Source organism: Streptomyces sp. NBC_00328 (genome assembly GCF_036139655.1).
GTDB lineage: Bacteria > Actinomycetota > Actinomycetes > Streptomycetales > Streptomycetaceae > Streptomyces.
The window spans coordinates 7,144,945-7,166,271 of sequence record NZ_CP108013.1; the positions used below are offsets into that span (position 1 = coordinate 7,144,945).

The window sequence follows — 21,327 nt, forward strand, 5'->3', positions numbered from 1 at the left end:
ATGTGCCCGATCCCGTACGCCCGGTGATCGGACCTGCCCGGCGGAGCAGAGTAGCCGGACATGGACGAAGCGGCCACCCCGTGCGCAAGGATGGGGCCATGAACGCCATCATCACGGCACCCGAACTCGCCAGTGACCTGGCGGGGCCGACCCCGCCGGTCCTGCTCGACGTCCGCTGGCGGTTGGGCGGTCCCAACCTGCGCTCCGAGTACGAGAACGCGCACATCCCCGGTGCCGTCTTCGTCGATCTGGATTCCGAACTCGCTGGTCCGGCCGGTGCGGCGGGCCGGCATCCGCTCCCCGACCCCGAGGTCTTCGGCGCGGCGATGCGGGCCGCGGGAGTGTCCCGGAACCGCGATGTCGTCGTGTACGACGGCGGGCAGGGCTGGGCGGCCGCGCGCGCCTGGTGGCTGCTGGGCCATTCGGGTCATCCGTCGGTACGCGTGCTTGACGGCGGGTTCGCCGCCTGGAGCGGGCCGGTCTCTTCGGAGGTCCCCTCGCCGGCGCCCGGAACGTTCGTACCGACGGCCGGCGCCCGGCCGTCGCTCGACGCGGACGGGGCGGCCGCGCTCGCCCGCACCGGGCTGCTGCTGGACGCCCGCGCGGGGGAGCGGTACCGGGGCGAGGTCGAGCCGATCGATCCGGTCGGCGGTCACATCCCGGGTGCCGTGTCCGCGCCAACCAACGAGAACGTCACGGAGGACGGACAGTTCCTGCCGGCGGACGAACTCGCCGACCGTTTCAAGTCGCTCGGGGTGACACCGGCGTCCGAGGTCGGCGTCTACTGCGGCTCCGGCGTCTCGGGCGCCCATGAGGTGCTGGCCCTCGCCGTGGCCGGCATTCCCGCGGCGCTGTACGTGGGTTCGTGGTCGGAGTGGTCCCAGGACGCGGGCCGCCCCGTCGCGGTGGGCCCCGACCCGCAGTGACACCCGCGTGACACCCGCGGTGGCGAGCGCGGGGACGCCGGGGGAGGGCCACCCGTAGGAACGCTGCGGGGACGCCCACGGGAACACGCGCATGACGACGGGGCCCGCACCGATCCGGTGCGGGCCCCGTCGTCATGGAACTGGCAAATCCTGCTTCTTCCGGCTAATCCTGCTTCTTGCGGCGTGTGCCGAAGACGATCTCGTCCCAGCTCGGGACCGCCGCTCTGCGGCCCGGACGGACGCCGTCGGCCTCGGCCTGGCGGTCGGTCGCGCCGACCAGCCGGTCGCGGTGGCTGCCGACCGAGCGGGGCATGAGCACGTCCGCGTACGCGGAACCGGCACCCGCCGAGGCGGCGGGAGCCGGGGGCTCCTCCTCCTCGGGCTCGGGGACGGGCTCCTCGGCCGTGGGGCGCTCGGCGGGGGCCGGCCGCTCGGGCACCACCATGTCGCCCCGGAAGCTGGGCACCGCCTCCAGAAGGCTGGTCAGCGAGTCCCGGTCTTCCGCCTCTTCGGAGGAGTCCGGGGACGCCGGGGGCAGACTCGGCCGCTCCGTCTGGCGGTCCAGGGCACGGTCCAGCGGACGGTCACGGGGCAGCCGGGCGATCCGCGGCACGAACGGGAAGCTCGGCTCGGGCGCGGCGAGGTCGTCGGACTCGCCGATCAGCGAGCGCGCCTCGTCGTCGACGGCCTGGACGAGCCGCCGGGGCGGGTCGTAGGTCCAGCTCGCCGCGTGCGGTTCGCCCGCGACCCGGTAGACCAGCATGACTTCCCAGGTGCCGTCGTCGCGGCGCCAGGAGTCCCACTGGACGGTGTCCTTCTCGGCGCCCCGGATCAGCAGCCGTTCCTGGACGGCCTCACCGAGCTGGGGGCCGGCGTTCTCGCCGGGGCGGCGGACGGGAGTCTTCCTGGCACGCTCGGCCATGAAGGCGCGCTCGGCCAGCACGGGTCCCTCGAAACGGCGTACGCGATCGACGGGGATGCCGGCGAGCTGGGCGACTTCCTCCGCGGAGGCACCGGCGCGTATACGCGCCTGGATGTCGCGGGGGCGGAGATGGCTCTCCACCTCGATCTCGATCTGGCCGAGGCGGGGACGGTCGCCGCGTACGGCGGCGCGCAGCCGCTCGTCAATCGGAAGCGTGTATTCCGTACTGTCCGCAGCCTTCAGCACCAGCCGTGTGCCGTCGTTAGAGACGGCCACGACACGCAGTTCGGGCATGGGGACCTCCCGGGTGGTGCCTGCCGACGTCACGTGCGTCGCTGCTTCCGCTAGTCGAGTGTGGCCTGCCCGGGTGCAGCCTGCCACAACCTTGCCGAGTTGCCCGGCGTGTCGGGCGCGGGCCCGGGGTCGCCGTTATGGCACGGTTACCTATTCGCAACGCTAAGTGACGAACTCCATCACCCTGTGCAACGAGCCCCCTCCCGGCGGTCCTGCAAGGCCCCGGACACCCTGGCGGGAGTCCGGACCCAGGGCTCGCAACAGTACTCCATTCGGGCCACTTGCGTGGATCGGCACGCCGCCCAACTTCTAGCGGGGGGTGCTAGTTGGCCGATCCGGACGCGCTTTCGGCGGTCGAGGGCTGTGGCACAGTTCACGCAATCGGTAGAAACGGAACTTATCGTTTCGCCCGTACGTCCCTTTCTCGTGTGGTCGGTCGATCAAGTACGGGAAAGGCAGGCAAGGTCCGGGAATGCGTGAGAAGCCGGAAGTCGGCGGCGAACAGCCGGGTACCGACGGGGAACCGAGGAAGAGGCGGCTGGACCTGAGCGTCCCCCAGGTGGCGGGGAGCGCGGTCGCCGCGGTGGTCGCGGCGAAACTGGCGTCGTACTTCGGCGTCTACGGGACGATCCTGGGCGCCGGGCTGGTCAGCGTCGTCGCGACCTGCGGAGGAACGCTGTTCCAGCACTTCTTCAGGCGCACCGGCGAACAGTTCCGTGACGTGACGGTGCAGCCGGGACCGAAGCCCCGGCAGCTGCCCGGTGCGCCCGGGGAGTTCGGCGAAGGCACCGTGTACCGCGCGCGGGTCAGGAGCTGGAAGAGGCCGCTGGTCGCGACCGCTCTGGTCTTCGGCGTCACGATGGCCGGAATCACCACGTACGAAGCGGTCTCGGGGCGGAGTTTCAGCGGCGACGGCACCAGTACGACGGTCGGCGACGCCTTCAAGGGGAACAGCGCCGGCTCGGGGAACCGGAACCCGGACACGGCACCGTCGACCGGGTCCTCGCCGTCCTCGCCGGCGGCCTCTCAGGAGGCTCCGGTGCCTTCCGGCGCCACCGTCGGCTCGGGTGACACGGGCGGTGACCGCACGGCCACCGCACCGGCCCCGGGGGACGGCACGGCATCGGAGCCGGAAGCCGGGGACGGCACCCCGGCTCCCGAACCCAGCGAGACCGCTACGACCCCAGAACCCTCCGCAAGTAGTCATTCGCAAAGCGCCGGTCCGGATCGAGACGGTCCCGCAGCGCGGTGAACTCGCCGAAGCGCGGATAGGCCCGGGAGAAGTACTCCGCGTCGCGGGTGTGCACCTTGCCCCAGTGCGGCCGGCCCTCGTGCGCGGTGAAGATCCGCTCGGCCGCGGTGAAGTACGCCTGATAGGGGGTGCCCCGGAACATGTGGACGGCGATGTACGCGCTGTCCCGTCCGGAGGCCGTGGAGAGGGTGATGTCGTCGGCGGGCGCCGTCCGCACCTCCACGGGGAAGCTCACCCGCAGGGTCGAGCTGTCGACCATCGCCTTCAGCTCGCGCAGCGTCTCGACCAGGGCCTCGCGCGGCACGGCGTACTCCATCTCCACGAACCGCACGCGGCGCGGAGAGGTGAAGACCTTGTACGGGATGTCGGTGTAGGTCCGCGCGGACAGCACGCGGCTGGAGAATCCGGCGATCGACGGGATGGCCGCGGGAACGGCCCGGCCGAGCAGGTTGGCCACCTGGAAGGCGCCGTTGGAGAGGAACTCGTCCTCGATCCAGCCGCGGACGGGGCCGACCGGGTTCTCGGGGCCCGCGCTGCGGTTGTTGCGCTTGGTGTTGCAGTTGCCGGTGTGCGGGAACCAGTAGAACTCGAAGTGCTCGTTCTCGGTGAAGAGTTCCTCGAAGTCGGCGGTGACCTTGTCGAAGGTCATCGGCTCCTCGCGGGCCGTGAGCAGGAAGACGGGCTCCACGGAGAACGTGATCGCGGTGACGATTCCCAGGGCGCCGATGCCTATGCGGGCCGACGCGAAGACCTCCGGGTTCTCGCTCTCGGAACAGGTGAGCAGCGAGCCGTCGGCCGTCACGAGCTCAAGTCCCGTGATCTGGGCGGCGATCGAGGCCGAGTCCCGTCCGGTGCCGTGGGTTCCGGTGCTGGTCGCCCCTGAGACCGTCTGCTCCATGATGTCGCCCATGTTCGTGAGCGACAGGCCCTCGCGAGCCAGGGCCATGTTGAGCCTCTTGAGCGGGGTGCCGGCCTCGACGGTGACCGTCATGGCCGCACGGTCGATCTTGCGGATCCCGGTCAACAGTTGAGGGCGGATCAATACGCCGTCGGTCGCGGCGGCGGCCGTGAAGGAGTGCCCGGTGCCGACGGCCTTCACCGTCAGACCGTCCTCGGCCGCCTTCCGTACGGCGGCGGAGAGTTCGTCCACCGAGGCAGGGGTGACCTCCCGTACGGGAAGGGCGGTGACGTTGCCCGCCCAGTTACGCCACGTGCCGCTCTTCTCGCTCACTGCGGTGCTCATGAGACCCTCCCCGCTGCAGAACCGGCCTGCTGAGCCGGCGGTAGCCGAGGAAACCGACCGCGACTGCGACGGCCCCGGACACCGCCGGAACCCCGTACCCGGCCTTCGCGCCGGCGGAGTCGATCACCCAGCCGGCCACGGAGGAGCCGAGCGCGACCCCGACGGCGAGCCCTGTACTCACCCAGGTCATGCCTTCGGTCAGTTTCGCGCGAGGTACGTGCTGCTCGATGAGGGACATCGTCGTGATCATCGTGGGAGCGATGGACAGGCCCGCAACGAACAGCGCCACGGCCAGGAACGGCAAGTTTCCGACCAGTAGGAGGGGGATCATACTCACGGCCATCGCGCATATGCCCAGCAGCCACCTGCCTTCCGCCGCCCCCTTGAAGTGCAGCAGTCCGAAGACCGCTCCCGCGAGGCAGGAGCCCGCCGCGTAGAGGGCCAGGACGATGCTCGCGGCGGCCTTGTGACCCTGCTCCTCGGCGAAGGCCACGGTGACCACGTCGACGGCTCCGAAGATCGCCCCCGTCGCCACGAAGGTGGCCACCAGGACCTGGAGTCCCGCCGAGCGGAGCGCCGAGCCGCCGTTGTGCTGTCCGCGCGGATGCGGCTGGGGCTCGGTGGCGCGCTGGGAGGTCAGCCAGAAGACCCCGGCCGTCAGGAAACAGGCGGCGAGCAGCGGTCCGGCCTCCGGGAACCACACCGTGGACAGGCCGATGGAGATGATCGGTCCGAAGATGAAGCAGATCTCGTCCACCACGGACTCCAGGGAGTACGCGGTGTGCAGTTGCGGGGTGCCTCCGTAGAGCGCCGCCCAGCGGGCCCGGATCATCGCGCCGACGCTCGGGACGCAGCCGATGCCGGCCGAGCACACGAACAGGACCCAGTCCGGCCACCCGTAGTACGCGGCGACCAGCAGCATCCCGGCCGCCGCGAGCGCGAAGACCGTCACCGGGCGCAGGACCCGCCGCTGACCGTGCAGGTCCACCAGGCGCGAGACCTGCGGGCCCATCGCCGCGGCCGCCAGCGCGATGGTCGCCGACAGGGCGCCCGCGAGGCCGTAGCGCCCGGTCAGCTGGGAGATCATCGTGACGACGCCGATGCCCATCATGGATATCGGCATCCGGCCGAGCAGGCCCGCGGCCGAGAAGCTCTTGGAGCCGGGGGCGGCGAACAGTGCGCGGTACGGGCTGGTCACGAGGGTCTCCGTCGGCTTCGTTCGGCCCCGCCCCGTCACGCGGGCGGCCCGAACCTGGGTAAGGCGTGAAGGCGGCCTATACAGCTTACTGGTTAGGTAACCCTAACGCAGCCCCTCGTGGCTGCCCGACGACGCTGCCCGTCCCGTCCGTCCGACACGCGGTCCAGGGTGCCCGTCCGGCCGGGCACGCTCCCGCCGCGCGCCCCACCGTGGTCGTCCGCTCGTCACCCCGCCGGTTATCGTCCGTCAGTGGCGGGTGGCAGGATCGGATCCATGCCAGAAGTGCTCGATGCCACCCCCTACGACGCCCTGCTCCTGCTCTCGTTCGGCGGTCCGGAGGGCCCGGACGACGTGGTCCCGTTCCTGGAGAACGTGACACGGGGCAGAGGCATCCCCAAGGAACGCCTCAAGGAGGTCGGGCAGCACTACTTCCTGTTCGACGGAATCAGCCCCATCAACGACCAGAACCGCGCCCTGCTCGACGCGCTGCGCAAGGACTTCGCCGAGCACGGTCTGGATCTGCCGGTCTACTGGGGCAACCGCAACTGGGCGCCCTACCTGACCGACACGCTGCGCGAGATGGCCGCCGACGGACGGCGCAGGATCCTGGTGCTGGCCACCAGCGCGTACGCCTCGTACTCGGGCTGCCGGCAGTACCGCGAGGATCTGGCGGGATCCCTGGCCGTCCTGGAGGCGGAGGGGCTGGAGCCGCCGAAGGTCGACAAGCTGCGGCACTACTTCAACCATCCCGGGTTCGTCGAGCCGATGACCGAGGGCGTCCTGAGGTCGCTCGCCGAGCTGCCCGAGGAGGTCCGGCCGGGCGCGCACCTGGTGTTCACCACGCATTCGATCCCGGTCGCCGCGGCGGACACCGCCGGCCCGGCCGATGGACACGGCGACGGCGGTGCCTATGTCCGGCAGCACCTGGACGTGGCCCGGCTGATCGCGGAAACGGTGCGCGAGGAGACCGGGACCGACCGGCCGTGGAAGCTCGTGTACCAGTCGCGCTCCGGGGCCCCGCACATCCCCTGGCTGGAGCCGGACATCTGCGACCACCTGGAGGAACTGCACGGGGCAGGAGCCCCGGCGGCGGTGATGGTGCCGATCGGCTTCGTGTCGGACCACATGGAGGTCCTGTACGACCTGGACACGGAGGCGCGGGCGAAGGCGCGGGAGTTGGGGCTGCCGGTGAGCCGTTCGGCCACGGTGGGCTCCGACCCCCGGTTCGCCGCGGCGGTCCGTGACCTGGTGCTGGAGCGTGCCGCGGCCGAGAGCGGCCGGCAGGTGGCACGGTGTGCCCTGGGCGCGCTGGGCGCGAGTCACGACCTGTGCCCGGTGGGCTGCTGTCCGGCCCGTTCGCCCAAGCCCGCCGTCGCGGGCGCCGACAGCCCTTACGCATGAGGAGCCACGTGACCGACCCGCTGCACACCGAACTCCTCCAGCTCGCGCACGAGGCCGCCCGCCGCGCGGGTGAGCTGCTGCGCGACGGCCGCCCGGCGGACCTCACGGTCGCCGCCACGAAGTCCAGCCCGATCGACGTCGTCACCGAGATGGACATCGCCGCCGAGAAGCTGATCACCTCGCTGATCGCCGAACACCGCCCCCGCGACGGCTTCCTCGGCGAGGAGGGCTCCGCCACCGAGGGCACCAGCGGCGTCCGCTGGATCGTCGACCCGCTCGACGGCACGGTCAACTACCTGTACGGACTGCCGACCTGGGCGGTGTCCATCGCGGCCCAGCAGGACGGCGAGACCGTCGTCGGCGTCGTGGCGGCACCCATGCGCGGCGAGACGTACCACGCGGTCCGCGGCCGGGGCGCCCGGGCCTCCGGGGCATGGGTCGGCGAACGCCGGCTGGCCTGCCGTCCGTCGCCGCCGCTCGACCAGGCCCTCGTCTCGACGGGCTTCAACTACGTGACCGAGGTCAAGACCCATCAGGCCGACGTGGCCCAGCGGCTGATCCCGCTGGTGCGCGACATCCGGCGCTCCGGCTCGGCGGCGGTCGACCTGTGCGACGTCGCGGCCGGCCGCCTCGACGGCTACTACGAACGCGGTCTGCACCCCTGGGATCTGGCGGCGGGGGACCTCATCGCCAGGGAAGCGGGCGCGGTGACCGGTGGACGCCCCGGAGAGGGCCCCACGGGCGATCTCGCGGTGGCGGCCTCCCCGGGCGTCTTCGAGCCCCTCCAGCGGCTCCTGGAGGACTTCGGGGCCTGGCACGACTGACGCACCCCTGACGGCACGCCCGTCAGCGCCCGTCGGCCGCCGACGAGGGACGGCGCAACGCGCGGACGAGAACGAGAGCGGGGCCCCGGTACTGGATCGATACCGGGGCCCCGCTCTCGTACGTGCTGATCAGACGCGTGTGGCGCCGACCTCCACACCGTGCTCGGCGGCAAGGCGGTGCAGGTCGTCGAGCTCGGCCTGCTCGACCTCCGCGAGGAAGTCGTCGCCTGTCTCGCGAGCCCGCGTCAGGTCGGACTCGGTCGTCCTTATGCGCTGCAGAAGTCCTGTGGTGAATGCGTCCATGCTGCGCCCCCTCGTCCTGGGTCGTGGGTCGGGTGGCACGGGGGTGTGCCGATGGAAAGGGGCGATCACGTCTCCGAATGGGGTGCCCAGCGCTGCCCGCTCTGGGCGGCGACGGTGCCGGACACCCACGCCCGCTCTGCGGAAGCGGTTGGACGTACCACAATGTGGCTTGCCACATGCAGAGCGTGATCGCGGGGTGTAAATCCGTCCTCCCCCCGCTCTCTTCCACGGAAACCTCAACCCGACGAGAAAATCTCGCATTCCCGGCCCCCGGGACGCGCCTCCCTGGCGCCTCCCCCGCCTTACAGCCGGTTTATGGCCGAAACGGGCAGGATGGAGCTCTCATCCGTGACGGACCCGCCCGCGTGGTGCGCTGAAACGTGCCCGCCGGTGACAGAGGAAGGACAAGCGACGTGCGCGTACTCGTCGTCGAGGACGAGCAGCTGCTCGCCGATGCGGTGGCCACCGGACTGCGCCGGGAGGCCATGGCCGTCGACGTCGTGTACGACGGCGCGGCCGCGCTGGAGCGCATCGGGGTCAACGACTACGACGTCGTCGTCCTCGACCGAGACCTCCCGCTCGTGCACGGCGACGACGTCTGCCGGAAGATCGTCGAACTCGGCATGCCCACGCGCGTGCTGATGCTGACCGCCTCCGGCGACGTCAGCGACCGTGTCGAGGGCCTGGAGATCGGCGCCGACGACTACCTCCCCAAGCCGTTCGCGTTCAGCGAGCTGACCGCACGCGTGCGTGCCCTCGGGCGTCGTACGAGCCTGCCGCTGCCGCCGGTCCTGGAGCGTGCCGGGATCAAGCTCGACCCCAACCGCCGCGAGGTCTTCCGCGACGGCAAGGAGGTCCAGCTCGCTCCCAAGGAGTTCGCCGTCCTGGAGGTACTGCTGCGCAGCGAGGGCGCCGTCGTCTCCGCGGAACAGCTCCTGGAGAAGGCGTGGGACGAGAACACGGACCCGTTCACCAACGTGGTGCGCGTGACCGTCATGACGCTGCGGCGCAAGCTCGGCGAGCCCGCCGTGATCGTCACCGTGCCCGGCTCCGGGTACAGGATCTGATCCACCGTGGCCACCACCCCCGCGCCGCCCGCGGCGCCTCCGAAGCCCACCTGGGACCCGAGAAGAGCGGAACCGCCCTTCCCCTGGCTGCGCCCCACGATCCGCATACGGCTCACGCTGCTGTACGGCGGCATGTTCCTGATCGCCGGCATCATGCTGCTGTCGATCATCTACCTGCTCGCGGCGCAGGCGCTGAACGTCGGCAGCGAACTCCCCTTCAAGATCATTTCTGGACAGGTCGGCAGCAGCACCTGCAACCTCCCGTCGGCACCCTCGGCGGACGAGCTCAACAGCGCGATGGCCGACTGCGTGAACCGGCAGCGCCAGCACGCCCTCGACGACCTGCTCAGCCGCTCCCTGCTGGCCCTGCTCGGCCTCGCGGTCATCGCCTTCGCGTTCGGCTACGCGATGGCGGGCCGCGTCCTGTCGCCGCTCGGCCACATCACCCGCACCGCGCGCGCGGTGGCCGGCTCCGACCTGTCCCGGCGGATCGAGCTGGACGGCCCGGACGACGAGCTGAAGGAGCTCGCGGACACCTTCGACGACATGCTGGAGCGGCTTCAGCGGGCCTTCACCGCCCAGCAGCGGTTCGTCGGGAACGCCTCCCACGAACTGCGCACACCTCTCGCGATCAACCGCACGCTCCTGGAGGTGCACCTCTCCGGCCCCGGGGTGCCGACGGAGATGCAGCAGCTCGGCAAGACGCTGCTCGCCACCAACGAACGCAGCGAACAGCTCGTCGAGGGCCTGCTGCTGCTCGCCCGCAGCGACAACCAGATCATCGAGCGCAAGCCGGTGGACCTCGCCGAGGTCGCCTCGCAGGCCGTCGACCAGGTGCACGCCGAGGCGGAGGCCAAGGGCGTGGAGATCCGCGGGCTGCGCGCTCCGGTGGTCGTCCAGGGCAACGGCGTCCTCCTGGAGCGGATCGCCCTGAACCTCGTCCAGAACGCCGTCCGGTACAACGTGCCGCAGGACGGCTGGGTCGAGGTCACGACCGACACGGAGCACGGCCGGGCGGTCCTGGAGGTATCGAACACGGGACCGGTCGTTCCCGCGTACGAGGTCGACAATCTTTTCGAACCCTTCCGGCGGCTGCGCACGGAGCGCACGGGCAGCGACAAGGGCGTGGGCCTTGGCCTGTCGATCGTCCGGTCGGTGGCCCGTGCGCACGGGGGTCACATCGTCGCCCGGCCCCGAGAAGGGGGTGGGCTCGTGATGCGCGTCACCCTTCCCATCTGAGACCATGTCGCGGACACGCGGCGATGTTCGCTTTGCGCGGAATTTTCGGGTCACCCACCCGAGCGACCCGTGTGTGATCGATCACAAAGGCGATTTTCTGTCCATCTACTGTCCGTGATCATGCGGACTGCCGGAAAGCCGGGAAAATCCGGGTTTTCGGGGGTCCTGATCACGGGAAGTACACGGTGGGGCGCCTTTGAAGTGCGACCCCAGGACCGTGTACGGTCCGCATCGCCATCCAAGCCGATCACTCTTGATGAGTCCGGCTGGGTGTCGATTGAGTAACAGACCTTGATGTGAGGCAAAATCTCCGCCTCGGGTCGGGCACAAGTCCGGCCTCTCACGCGTTACGTGCGCTGGAGACACCGAAGACACCCAGAGGGGGAGAGCGACAATGGCAACGGATTACGACACCCCGCGCAAGACCGACGACGACGTCGACTCGGACAGCCTTGAAGAACTGAAGGCTCGCCGGAACGACAAGTCGACCTCGTCCGTCGACGTAGATGAGTTCGAGGCCGCGGAAGGCCTGGAGCTGCCCGGTGCGGACCTCTCGAACGAAGAGCTGGCCGTCCGGGTGCTGCCCAAGCAGCAGGACGAGTTCACCTGCATGAGCTGCTTCCTGGTGCACCACCGCAGCCAGCTGGCCCGCGAGAAGAACGGTCAGCCGATCTGCCGCGACTGCGACTGAGGCAGGGTCGGCCGTGACCGGCTCGACCCCACCTTGGAAGCGCCGCCTCCCCTCCAGGGCGGCGGACGAAGGGCCCTCCAAGGGCCCTGAAGGCGTGCGTGACGACGAGCGGGGCTCTTCCGAACAGGGATCAGCCTCGCTCGACCGAGCGGGCGCCACAGACGGCCTGACGGCCCCCACGGACACTCCCTCGCCTGCCGCGAGGCGTCGCGTGGAGGCTGTCCGGGACGGCGTCAAGAGGGGCGTCACGAGGAGCGGCGTCCGGGCCAGGGCGGGCCTCGCGTTCGTCACCGACCGCATCATCGACATCGCCCCACGGGTTCCGGTACGGGACCTGGCCACCCTCCGCAGACAGTTCCCGGGCCTCGGCCCCGAGGAGCTCGCGGACAAACTCGTCGCGGGCGCCGCCGCCGCGACGTCCACGGTCGGCGCCGGCATCGGTGCCGCCGCGATGCTGCCGGTGCCGCCCGCCATGCCCACGGAGCTGGCCGCCGAGATCACCGCCGTCGCCGCGATCGAGCTGAAGCTGATCGCCGAACTCCACGAGGTCTACGGCCTGCGTCCGCAGGGCAACCTCAAGCAGCGCAGCACGGCCTATCTGCACTCCTGGTCGGGCGAGCGCGGTATCGACGTGGCCAAGCCCATGACGATCAACGCCGCGCTGGGCGGCCAGATGAAACGCGAGCTGCGCCAGCAGATCATGAAGCGAACGGTCCGGGACCTGCCCAACCTGATGCCGTTCATGGTCGGAGCGGCCGTGGGCGCGGTGATGAACCGCCGCGACACCAAGCGCGTGGCGGGCCACATCCGCAAGGACCTGCGCAGGATGCAGGTGCCGTGGGACGCGCTCCCGCAACTGCCACCGCTGGAGAAGCCGACGGATCCGGTGCGGATCGGAGAGATTCCTACGGACCTGGGGGACTGAAGGCCTCCCGCACGCCGACCGCGACCGTTCAGCCGCGTTCGGCGGCCGCGCGCCCGTCGCCGGCGTGCCGACCCGGCGCCGGCCGCGGCTGACTCAGCTCTCCGCGGGACGGGCCGACTCCCGTGCCGTCTCCAGGGCGGCGGCCAGACGCTCCGGCTCCCGCGTCGACAGGTACAGGTACGGCGTCGGGTCCGCCGGGTCCGTGACCTGGACGCGCAGCGCCGTGGGGATGTACGAGCGCAGGAGCATGAAGGCGCGGGTGTCGGCCTTGTAGGTGCGCCAGGCGCGCGCTTCCTCCGGGTCCATGATCTCCGTGCCGCCCAGGGCCGAGACGGGGATCCTGGCGTCGCCGGCGATCAGCGCGTCACCGACCACGCGGATGCGGATCGAGCCGTACGCGCTGGCCGCGACCGCCGCGACCGCGGTGCCGCCGACGAGGGCTCCGAGCATCGGCAGAGTGCCGAACGGGAGGAACACCAGGGCCAGCGCGAGCCCGACCAGAAAGCTGATCACCCACCACGAGCGGGGTGCGGTGAGGCGTTCTTCGTACGGGGAGGCGGAGAGCTGCATGGCGTCAAGCTTGGCACGGTGCGAAGACTCGGTGGACGCGCGGGTAAGGTCTGCGGCTGTGAGTGGTACTTCCGCAGCTCTGACGCCTCCCGCCGACGCCGTCGCGCCGGTGCGGCACCCCGACGCGCCCGCCCCCGGAGAGCTCCTCGGAGCACACTACGAACACTGTTTCGGGTGCGGTGGAGCACAGCCCCACGGACTCCATCTGGAGGCCCGCGCGGGCGAGGGTGTCAAGATCACGGCGGAGTTCACCGTGCGCCCCGTCCACCAGGGTGCCCCGGGACTCGCGCACGGCGGTGTTCTCGCCACCGCGCTCGACGAGACGCTCGGCTCGCTGAACTGGCTGCTGCGGACGATCGCCGTGACAGGACGTCTGGAGACCGACTTCCGCCGTCCTGTACCCGTCGACACCGTGCTGTACCTGGAGGCCGAGGTCACCGCGGTGGCCGGCCGGAAGATCTACTGCACCGCCACCGGACGGATCGGTGGCCCCGAGGGGCCCGTCGCCGTCCGCGCCGACGCCCTCTTCGTCGAGGTGAAGGTCGACCACTTCATCGACAACGGCCGCCCGGAGGAGATCCGCGCGGCGATGAACGACCCGGACCAGATCCGGCGAGCCCGTGCCTTCGAGGTGAACCCGTGACCCGTAGCCCCGGGGCCAGTGAGCCCCGTCCAGAAGTCGCCGTGATGATCAGGCGCGTCGATCCCGACGTCCCGCTTCCCGAGTACGCGCACCCCGGTGACGCGGGAGCCGATCTGCGCACCACCGAGAGCCGCGAGCTCGAGCCCGGTGAACGGGCCGTGCTGCCGACGGGGGTGTCCATCGCTCTGCCCGAGGGGTACGCGGCCTTCGTGCACCCGCGCTCCGGCCTGGCCGCCCGCTGCGGCGTCGCCCTCGTGAATGCCCCGGGGACGGTTGATGCCGGGTACCGTGGGGAGATCAAGGTGATCGTGGTGAATCTCGATCCGCGCGAGTCGGTGCGGTTCGAGCGCTTCGACCGGATTGCTCAACTGGTCGTCCAGCAGGTCGAGAAGGTTCGCTTCCAGGAGGTCGCGGAACTTCCGGATTCTGCGCGGGCCGCAGGGGGCTTCGGGTCCACGGGCGGTCATGCCGCCGTGGACAGCACGACGGGTGGGAATCGATACGCGTCGGTCGTATCCGACCGGGAAGGACAGTGACGTGTTCGGACGTCGCAAGAAGGGCAGTGCCGCCGAGGACGCGGCGGGCGAGGCCGAGCAGGTCGTCGACGGCGTCGACACTGAGGCGGACGAGGACGGGGAGCGCGAGCGCGTGAGGCTCGAACCCGAGCCGCGTCCCGACGGGCCCTGGGACAGTGAAGAGGTCCGTGACCCGGCCGAGGGCCGGGTGGACCTGGGCGGTCTTTTGGTACCCGGAGTCGACGGCATGGAGCTGCGGGTCGAGGTCGCGGGTGACGCGATCGTCGCGGCGACCGTCGTCGTCAACGACAGCGCCGTGCAGCTCCAGGCCTTCGCCGCTCCCAAGCGCGAGGGCATCTGGGGCGAGGTGCGCGAGGAGATCGCCTCCGGGATCACCCAGCAGGGCGGTGTCATCGACGAGGTCGAGGGCCCGCTCGGCTGGGAGCTGCGGGCGCAGGTACCGGTCCAGCTGCCGGACGGCACGGGCGGTTTCCAGGTCGTGCGGTTCGTCGGCGTGGACGGCCCCCGCTGGTTCCTGCGCGGAGTGATCTCCGGGCAGGGCGCGGTGCAGCCGCAGGCCGCGGGTCTGCTGGAGCAGATCTTCCGGGACACGGTCGTCGTCCGCGGTGAGGGCCCGATGGCCCCGCGCGACCCGATCGTCCTGAAGCTGCCCAACGACGCGCAGATGGTCCCCGAGGGTGTCCAGCAGGAGGACCAGAGCGGCTCCCGCTTCTCCGGCGGCATGGGACAGCTCCAGCGCGGACCGGAGATCACCGAGGTCCGCTAGACGGATCAAGGACAGACGAAGAGTGGGCAACAGGAGGGCCGCATCCCCAGGGATGCGGCCCTTTCCCGTGCGCGGATCCTCCGGGGCGCACGCCTCGCCGCATTCCTGTACGTGAACGACGGCTGAGCAGCGGCTCTTTCCTCAAGTCTTGACGGAAGTCTGGTCCGTACCTATGGTCACCGGCCAGCACCTCATGTTCAGCATCCCGTGTGTAGTTCACATACAAGAATGGATGGCTCTGCATGTCCGACACCCCCACTCGGCATCGCCGCAGACGGCGCCCGGCCTTCCTCGTCACCGTCGCCGCCGCGACCGCCGCACTCGTCGGCACCCTCCTGTCCTGGCCCGGCGCGCACCGGGCCGACGCGGCACCCGCCGCCTTCGTCCACCCCGGAGTCACCGTCTCCAGGGGACAGCTGGACTTCGCCCGCACCGAGGTCCTGGCCGGCGCCCAGCCCTGGAAGGGCGCCTACGACCAGATGACGGCGAGCAAGTACGCCTCGCTCACGCGCACCCCCACGCCCCGCGCGACCGTCGAGTGCGGCTCGTACTCCAACCCCAACTACGGCTGCACGGACGAGCGCGAGGACGCGATCGCCGCGTACACCGACGCCCTCGCCTGGTACATCACGCGCGACGACCGGTACGCCAAGAAGGCCATCGAGCTGATGGACGCCTGGTCCGCGGTGATCAAGTCCCACACCAACAGCAACGCACCCCTCCAGACCGGCTGGGCGGGCTCCTCCTGGCCCAAGGCCGCAGAGATCATCAAGTACACGTACACCGGCTCCTGGGCGAACTCCGGCCGCTTCGCGAGCATGCTGCGCGACGTCTACCTGCCCCAGATCATCAACGGTTCCAACTCCAACGGGAACTGGGAGCTGTCGATGATGGAGGCGGCGGTCGGCATCTCCGTCTTCCTGGATGACAAGACGTCGTACGACAAGGCCATGGCGAAGTTCCGGACGCGCACCGCGGCGTACGTCTACCTCTCGGCCGACGGCGCCGTGCCCAAGACCGTGCCGAGCCAGAACCTCGACACCACCGCGAAGATCGTCAGCTACTGGCAGGGGCAGTCCACGTTCGTCACCGGGCTCACACAGGAGACCTGCCGCGACCTCACCCACACCGGCTACGGCATCTCGGCCATCTCCCACATCGCCGAGACGAGCCGCATCCAGGGGCAGGACCTCTACGGCACCGACGTCGGCGAGCGGCTGCGCCAGGCGCTCGGCTTCCAGGCGAAGTACCAGCTGGGTACGGCCGTGCCGAGCTGGCTGTGCGGCGGCTCGCTGAACCTCGGACTCGGCCCGGTCACCGAGGTCGGCTACAACGCCCTGCACAACCGTCTGGGCATCGCGATGACCAATACCCAGGCACTCACCCAGCAGAACCGTCCGGCCGGCAGCAACAACCTCTTCGTCGCGTGGGAGACGCTGACGCACGGCGACAATCCCGCGTGAACCGGATCCGGGGTCCCGTCCGATGAAGCAATGAGGGACCGGGCGTCCGGCCGGGACACCGGCGCCCGGTCCACCGGGATCACGGGGAGAGAACATGAGCCGGACCGTCACCAGCACCACCGTCGCTGTCAACGGCACCACCACTGTCACCTGCGCCACCACCGCTGTCACCGGCACCGGCATCACTGTCACCAGCGTCGGCATCACTGTCACCAGGGCCACCGTCACCGGTGCCGGCTCCCGACCGGTCACGTGGAACCGTGCAGGGCCGCGCGGGGCATCAGGGTTGCGTCAAGGACGTTCCCCGGCGGGACGATCGTCCTGTTCGCCGGGAATCCTGGCCGTAAGGTCGACGCTGCGTACACAGCGGTGACAGGAAGACAATAGGCACATGGGACGCGGCAAGCTTCGGATCTACCTCGGTGCGGCGCCGGGCGTGGGCAAGACCTACGCGATGCTCTCCGAGGCGCATCGCCGCGTCGAACGCGGGACGGACTGCGTGGTGGCGTTCGTCGAGCACCATCACCGGCCCCGCACCGAAGTGATGCTGCACGGCCTGGAGCAGGTTCCGCGCAAGGATCTGGAGTACCGGGGCGGGGTCTTCACCGAGATGGACGTCGACGCCGTGCTCCGCCGCGCCCCGGCCGTCGCACTGGTGGACGAACTCGCCCACACCAACGTACCCGGCTCCCGCAACGCCAAGCGCTGGCAGGACGTGGAGGCGCTGCTCGCCGCCGGCGTCGATGTCGTCTCCACCGTCAACATCCAGCACCTGGAGTCACTGGGCGACGTCGTCGAGTCGATAACGGGTGTGCGGCAGCGCGAGACCGTGCCGGACGAGGTGGTGCGGCGGGCGGACCAGATCGAGCTGGTCGACATGTCGCCGCCCGCGCTGCGCCGCCGGATGGCGCACGGCAACATCTACAAGCCCGACAAGGTCGACGCGGCCCTGTCCAACTACTTCCGGCCGGGCAATCTCACGGCCCTGCGCGAGCTCGCGCTGCTGTGGGTGGCGGACCGGGCCGACGAGTACCTGACCGAGTACCGCAGCGAACACCGGGTCTCCAAGATCTGGGGCTCCCGGGAGCGGATCGTCGTCGGGCTGACCGGCGGTCCGGAGGGCCGGACGCTGATCCGGCGCGCCGCGCGGCTGGCCGAGAAGGGGGCGGGCGGCGAGGTCATGGCCGTCTACATCGCCCGCAGCGACGGCCTCACCTCCGCATCGCCGAAGGAGCTTGCCGTCCAGCGCACCCTGGTCGAGGACCTCGGCGGCACCTTCCACCACGTGGTCGGCGACGACATCCCCGCCTCCCTGCTGGACTTCGCGCGCGGGGTCAACGCCACCCAGATCGTGCTCGGCTCCTCCCGGCGCAAGACCTGGCAGTACGTCTTCGGTCCGGGCGTCGGCGCCACGGTCGCCCGGGAGTCCGGCCCCGACCTGGACGTCCATATCGTCACCCACGAAGAGGTCGCCAAGGGGCGCGGTCTGCCGCTGGCCCGCGGGGCACGGCTCGGGCGCTCCCGGATCATCTGGGGCTGGGCGATCGGCATCGGCGGCCCCGTCGTCATGGCCCTGCTGCTGAACACCATCGACCTCGGCCTCGCCAACGACATGCTGCTGTTCCTGGCGGTGACGGTCGCGGCCGCCCTGCTCGGCGGACTGCTCCCGGCCCTCGCCTCGGCAGCCTTCGGCTCGCTGCTCCTGAACTACTTCTACACACCGCCCCTGCACCGGCTGACCATCGCCGACCCGAAGAACATCGTCGCCATCGTGATCTTCGTGGGCGTCGCCGTCTCCGTGGCGTCGGTGGTGGACCTGGCGGCCCGCCGTACGCACCAGGCGGCGCGGCTCCGGGCCGAGTCGGAGATCCTCTCCTTCCTGGCGGGCAGCGTGCTGCGCGGCGAGACCAGCCTGGAAGCCCTGCTGGAGCGCGTCCGGGAGACCTTCGGGATGGAATCGGTCGCCTTGCTGGAGCGCGCCGGTGACGTCGACCCGTGGACGTGCGCGGGCAGCACCGGACCGGCGCCCGCGACCCGCCCCGAGGACGCCGACGTCGACATGCCGGTCGGCGACCACATGGCGCTCGCCCTGTCCGGACGGGTGCTGCCCGCCTCCGACCGCCGGGTGCTGGCCGCCTTCGCCGCGCAGGCCGTGGTGGTCCTGGACCGCCAGCGCCTCCAGCACGAGGCGGACCAGGCCAAGGTGCTGGCCGAGGGGAACCGCATCCGCACCGCCCTGCTGGCCGCCGTGAGCCACGACCTGCGCACCCCGCTCGCCGGGATCAAGGCGGCGGTGTCGTCCCTGCGCTCCGACGACGTGGCCTGGTCCGAGGAGGACCGGGCCGAGCTCCTCGCGGGCATCGAGGACGGCGCCGACCGCCTCGACCACCTGGTGGGCAACCTGCTGGACATGTCCCGGCTCCAGACCGGCACGGTCGCTCCGCTGATCCGGGAGATCGACCTGGACGAGGTCGTCCCGATGGCACTCGGCGGTGTCCCCGAGGACAGCGTGGTCCTGGAGATCCCGGAGAGCCTGCCGATGGTCGCCGTCGACGCCGGACTGCTGGAGCGTGCCGTCGCCAACCTCGTCGAGAACGCCGTCAAGTACAGCCCCCTCGACGAACGCGTCCTGGTCGCCGCGAGCGCCATGGCCGACCGCGTGGAGGTCCGCGTGGTGGACCGCGGCCCCGGTGTCCCGGACGACGCCAAGGACCGGATATTCGCGCCCTTCCAGCGCTACGGAGACGCCCCGCGCGGCACCGGAGTGGGTCTGGGCCTCGCGGTCGCCCGAGGCTTCGCCGAGGCGATGGGCGGCACCCTCAACGCCGAGGACACCCCAGGCGGCGGACTCACCATGGTGCTCACGGTGCGGGCGGTGGACCGTCGGCCCGACCTGGCCGCCCGATCAGCAGTCGCAGAAAGGCAGGCTTCATGACCCGGGTCCTCGTGGTCGACGACGAGCCGCAGATCACCCGAGCCCTCGTCATCAACCTGAAGGCACGCAAGTACGAGGTCGACGCGGCCCCAGACGGAGCCACCGCGCTCCAGCTCGCCGCCGCGCGTCACCCCGACGTCGTCGTGCTCGACCTCGGCCTGCCCGACATGGACGGCGTCGAGGTGATCAAGGGGCTGCGCGGCTGGACCCGGGTGCCGATCCTGGTGCTGTCCGCCCGGCACTCCTCGGACGAGAAGGTCGAGGCACTCGACGCGGGCGCCGACGACTACGTCACCAAGCCCTTCGGCATGGACGAACTGCTCGCCCGGCTGCGCGCCGCCGTCCGTCGCGCGGAGCCCACCGGGGGCGGTGAGGACGACGTGATCGTGGAGACCTCGGGGTTCACCGTCGACCTGGCGGCGAAGAAGGTGCACCGCGACGGGCGGGACGTACGGCTCACCCCCACGGAATGGCATCTGCTGGACGTGCTGGTCCGCAACACCGGCCGGCTCGTCAGCCAGAAACAGCTGCTCCAGGAGGTCTGGGGCCCGTCCTACGGGACGGAGACGAACTATCTGCGGGTCTACATGGCCCAGCTGCGCCGCAAGCTGGAGGTGGACCCCTCGCACCCGAAGCACTTCATCACCGAGCCGGGTATGGGATACAGGTTCGAACGGTGACGCGACCACGCCCCGCGGATCGTCCGTGCGAGCCGCGGCGGTCGCCCGATCGAGCGGATCCCGCGGCCGGTTCGGGGAGCGGCGCCGCGGGTACGAAGCTGTCAGCACCCCCCGGTACGCTTTCGGTATGAGTGCTGTTCCTCGTTCCGAAAAGCCGGCGGGCCGCTTCCGGCGCATGATGGACCGGCTCTCCTCGTCCCAGCAGGACCTGGAGTCCGAGGAGCTGCGGGAGGACACGGCGACCGCGGGCTGTACCCGTATCGGTGACTGCCACGACCGGCAGATCGTCACGGTTACTGGTACCTTGCGCACGGTCACTCTGCGGCCGAGAGCCGGCGTCCCGGCTCTGGAGGCCGAGCTGTTCGACGGCTCGGCAGCCCTGGACGTGGTCTGGCTCGGCCGCCGTTCCATCGTCGGCATCGAGCCCGGACGCAAGCTGATCGCCTCGGGCCGTATCGCGATGAGCCGGGGCCGTAGGGTGTTGTTCAATCCGAAGTACGAACTCAGACCCCTCGGACGGGAGTAGCCGGTGACGTCGCTCGACAAGCCGACCGAAGACGCCCAGGACGCCCAGCAGGATGCACGGGCGGTGACCGAGGCCGCACTCTTCGAGGCGTTCGGCGGCGTGCGCGGCATGGTTGAGACCGTGGTGCCGGGCCTGCTCTTCGTCACCATCTTCACGATCAACAAGGACCTGCACTGGGCGGCGATCGCCGCCCTCGCCGTGTCCCTGCTGCTCGTCGTGGTCCGCCTGGTGCGGCGCGACACCGTGAAGCACGCCTTCAGCGGTGTCTTCGGCGTCGCCTTCGGCGTGGTCTTCGCGATGATGACGGGCAACGCGAAGGACTTCTACCTGCCGGGCATGCTCTACACGCTCGGTCTCGCCATCGCCTACATCGTGACCACCCTCGTGGGCGTTCCCCTGATCGGCCTGATCCTCGGCCCGGTCTTCAAGGAGAACCTCTCCTGGCGCAAGCGCAACCCCGGCCGCAAGAAGGCGTACGCGAAGGCCAGTTGGGCCTGGGGCCTGATCCTGCTCGCCAAGTGCGCGGTGCTCTTCCCGCTCTACTGGTGGGCCGACACCGCCCAGTTCGGCTGGGTCCTGATCGCCCTGAAGATCCCGCCGTTCCTGCTCGCCGTCTGGCTCACCTGGGTCTTCCTGGCCAAGGCGCCGCCGCCCATCGACGTGTTCGCGGAGATGGAGGCCGAGGAGCAGGCGGAGAAGGAGCGCAAGGCCGCCCTCGCCAAGGAGCGCGGCGACGCCCCGGCTCCGGCCCGCCACCGCCGCGAGGCGTGAGCAGGGTGCTTGTGCGGACGCCTCCGGGCGACTGACCGTGGTACGACGATGGGGGCGCCCGGAGAATCTCCGGGCGCCCCCATCGTCGTACCACGGCGCGAATCCTCATTCCCGCCGACGGACGGCCGTATCGCCGTACCGCCGAGGGAAGG

21 protein-coding genes are annotated in these 21,327 nt (G+C 70.6%); 16 read left to right on the forward strand and 5 right to left on the reverse strand.

The genetic code is table 11. The annotated features are described in order from the left end of the window. Nucleotides 1-98 precede the first annotated feature (98 nt). Nucleotides 99-926, forward strand: coding sequence for a sulfurtransferase (locus tag OG485_RS31395; protein ID WP_328671952.1), 828 nt, complete (start codon nt 99-101; stop codon nt 924-926). 163 nt (nt 927-1,089) lie between these two features. Here OG485_RS31395 and sepH read toward each other — a convergent pair whose 3' ends face one another. Then, nucleotides 1,090-2,175, reverse strand: coding sequence for a septation protein SepH (sepH, locus tag OG485_RS31400; protein ID WP_328671953.1), 1,086 nt, complete (start codon nt 2,173-2,175; stop codon nt 1,090-1,092). A gap of 439 nt (nt 2,176-2,614) precedes the next feature. Between sepH and OG485_RS31405 the strand changes: the two genes are divergently transcribed. After that, nucleotides 2,615-3,394, forward strand: a complete 780-nt coding sequence (locus tag OG485_RS31405) for a hypothetical protein (RefSeq protein ID WP_328671954.1) — start codon at nt 2,615-2,617, stop codon at nt 3,392-3,394. Here OG485_RS31405 and OG485_RS31410 read toward each other — a convergent pair. Next, entirely contained in the window at nt 3,318-4,637 is a 1,320-nt protein-coding gene (locus OG485_RS31410; RefSeq protein WP_328671955.1) for a D-arabinono-1,4-lactone oxidase, read from the reverse strand. The genes OG485_RS31405 and OG485_RS31410 overlap by 77 nt on opposite strands. Further along, entirely contained in the window at nt 4,597-5,835 is a 1,239-nt protein-coding gene (locus OG485_RS31415) for an MFS transporter (protein ID WP_328671956.1), read from the reverse strand. The genes OG485_RS31410 and OG485_RS31415 overlap by 41 nt, the downstream gene beginning before the upstream one ends. Nucleotides 5,836-6,108: 273 nt before the next feature. Here OG485_RS31415 and OG485_RS31420 point away from each other — a divergent pair, with 273 nt between their 5' ends. Further along, nucleotides 6,109-7,236, forward strand: coding sequence for a ferrochelatase (locus tag OG485_RS31420; protein ID WP_328671957.1), 1,128 nt, complete (start codon nt 6,109-6,111; stop codon nt 7,234-7,236). 8 nt (nt 7,237-7,244) lie between these two features. Then, on the forward strand, nt 7,245-8,060 hold the full coding sequence (locus tag OG485_RS31425) for an inositol monophosphatase family protein (RefSeq protein WP_328671958.1): 816 nt from the start codon (nt 7,245-7,247) through the stop codon (nt 8,058-8,060). 129 nt (nt 8,061-8,189) lie between these two features. Here the strand turns inward: OG485_RS31425 and OG485_RS31430 are convergent, their stop codons facing one another. Beyond that, nucleotides 8,190-8,363 carry a hypothetical protein gene (locus tag OG485_RS31430; RefSeq protein WP_167455614.1) on the reverse strand — a complete coding sequence of 58 codons (174 nt, stop codon included), beginning with the start codon at nt 8,361-8,363 and terminating at the stop codon, nt 8,190-8,192. Between the two features lie 413 nt (nt 8,364-8,776). On the opposite strand from OG485_RS31430, the gene OG485_RS31435 reads away from it, so the two are divergent. From OG485_RS31435 to OG485_RS31450, 4 genes are all read left to right on the forward strand, one after another. Next, the gene (locus OG485_RS31435; protein ID WP_037745430.1) at nt 8,777-9,430 is read left to right on the forward strand and encodes a response regulator transcription factor; all 654 of its coding nucleotides are present in this window, start codon (nt 8,777-8,779) and stop codon (nt 9,428-9,430) included. A gap of 6 nt (nt 9,431-9,436) precedes the next feature. Then, the gene (locus tag OG485_RS31440) at nt 9,437-10,669 is read left to right on the forward strand and encodes a sensor histidine kinase (protein ID WP_328447155.1); all 1,233 of its coding nucleotides are present in this window, start codon (nt 9,437-9,439) and stop codon (nt 10,667-10,669) included. Between the two features lie 394 nt (nt 10,670-11,063). Then, a complete protein-coding gene (locus OG485_RS31445; RefSeq protein WP_003997302.1) occupies nt 11,064-11,360 on the forward strand; it encodes a DUF4193 domain-containing protein in 297 nt (98 codons plus the stop codon). A gap of 13 nt (nt 11,361-11,373) precedes the next feature. Beyond that, complete coding sequence (locus OG485_RS31450; RefSeq protein WP_328671959.1) at nt 11,374-12,285, forward strand: hypothetical protein; 912 nt, start codon at nt 11,374-11,376, stop codon at nt 12,283-12,285. Between the two features lie 93 nt (nt 12,286-12,378). Here OG485_RS31450 and OG485_RS31455 read toward each other — a convergent pair whose 3' ends face one another. Beyond that, nucleotides 12,379-12,855: a DUF3093 domain-containing protein gene (locus OG485_RS31455; protein ID WP_328671960.1), complete on the reverse strand. Its 477-nt coding sequence runs from the start codon at nt 12,853-12,855 to the stop codon at nt 12,379-12,381. Nucleotides 12,856-12,913: 58 nt separating this feature from the next. On the opposite strand from OG485_RS31455, the gene OG485_RS31460 reads away from it, so the two are divergent. The 8 genes from OG485_RS31460 (at nt 12,914) to OG485_RS31495 (ending at nt 21,175) form a co-directional block, all read left to right on the forward strand. Then, nucleotides 12,914-13,498: a PaaI family thioesterase gene (locus OG485_RS31460; RefSeq protein ID WP_328671961.1), complete on the forward strand. Its 585-nt coding sequence runs from the start codon at nt 12,914-12,916 to the stop codon at nt 13,496-13,498. A 44-nt stretch (nt 13,499-13,542) separates the two neighbouring features. Beyond that, complete coding sequence (gene dut, locus OG485_RS31465; protein ID WP_328458050.1) at nt 13,543-14,034, forward strand: dUTP diphosphatase; 492 nt, start codon at nt 13,543-13,545, stop codon at nt 14,032-14,034. 1 nt (nt 14,035) lies between these two features. Beyond that, a complete protein-coding gene (locus OG485_RS31470) occupies nt 14,036-14,800 on the forward strand; it encodes a DUF3710 domain-containing protein (protein ID WP_328671962.1) in 765 nt (254 codons plus the stop codon). 242 nt (nt 14,801-15,042) lie between these two features. Next, the gene (locus OG485_RS31475; RefSeq protein WP_328671963.1) at nt 15,043-16,263 is read left to right on the forward strand and encodes an alginate lyase family protein; all 1,221 of its coding nucleotides are present in this window, start codon (nt 15,043-15,045) and stop codon (nt 16,261-16,263) included. 391 nt (nt 16,264-16,654) lie between these two features. Further along, nucleotides 16,655-19,198 (forward strand): sensor histidine kinase, encoded by a 2,544-nt coding sequence (locus tag OG485_RS31480; RefSeq protein WP_328671964.1) that lies wholly within the window; start codon nt 16,655-16,657, stop codon nt 19,196-19,198. Then, nucleotides 19,195-19,878 (forward strand): response regulator, encoded by a 684-nt coding sequence (locus OG485_RS31485; protein WP_328671965.1) that lies wholly within the window; start codon nt 19,195-19,197, stop codon nt 19,876-19,878. Before OG485_RS31480 ends, OG485_RS31485 begins: the two co-directional genes overlap by 4 nt. A gap of 127 nt (nt 19,879-20,005) precedes the next feature. Then, nucleotides 20,006-20,404: an OB-fold nucleic acid binding domain-containing protein gene (locus OG485_RS31490; protein WP_326785035.1), complete on the forward strand. Its 399-nt coding sequence runs from the start codon at nt 20,006-20,008 to the stop codon at nt 20,402-20,404. A gap of 3 nt (nt 20,405-20,407) precedes the next feature. Beyond that, nucleotides 20,408-21,175: a DUF3159 domain-containing protein gene (locus tag OG485_RS31495; protein WP_328671966.1), complete on the forward strand. Its 768-nt coding sequence runs from the start codon at nt 20,408-20,410 to the stop codon at nt 21,173-21,175. The last annotated feature ends 152 nt before the right edge of the window (nt 21,176-21,327 follow it).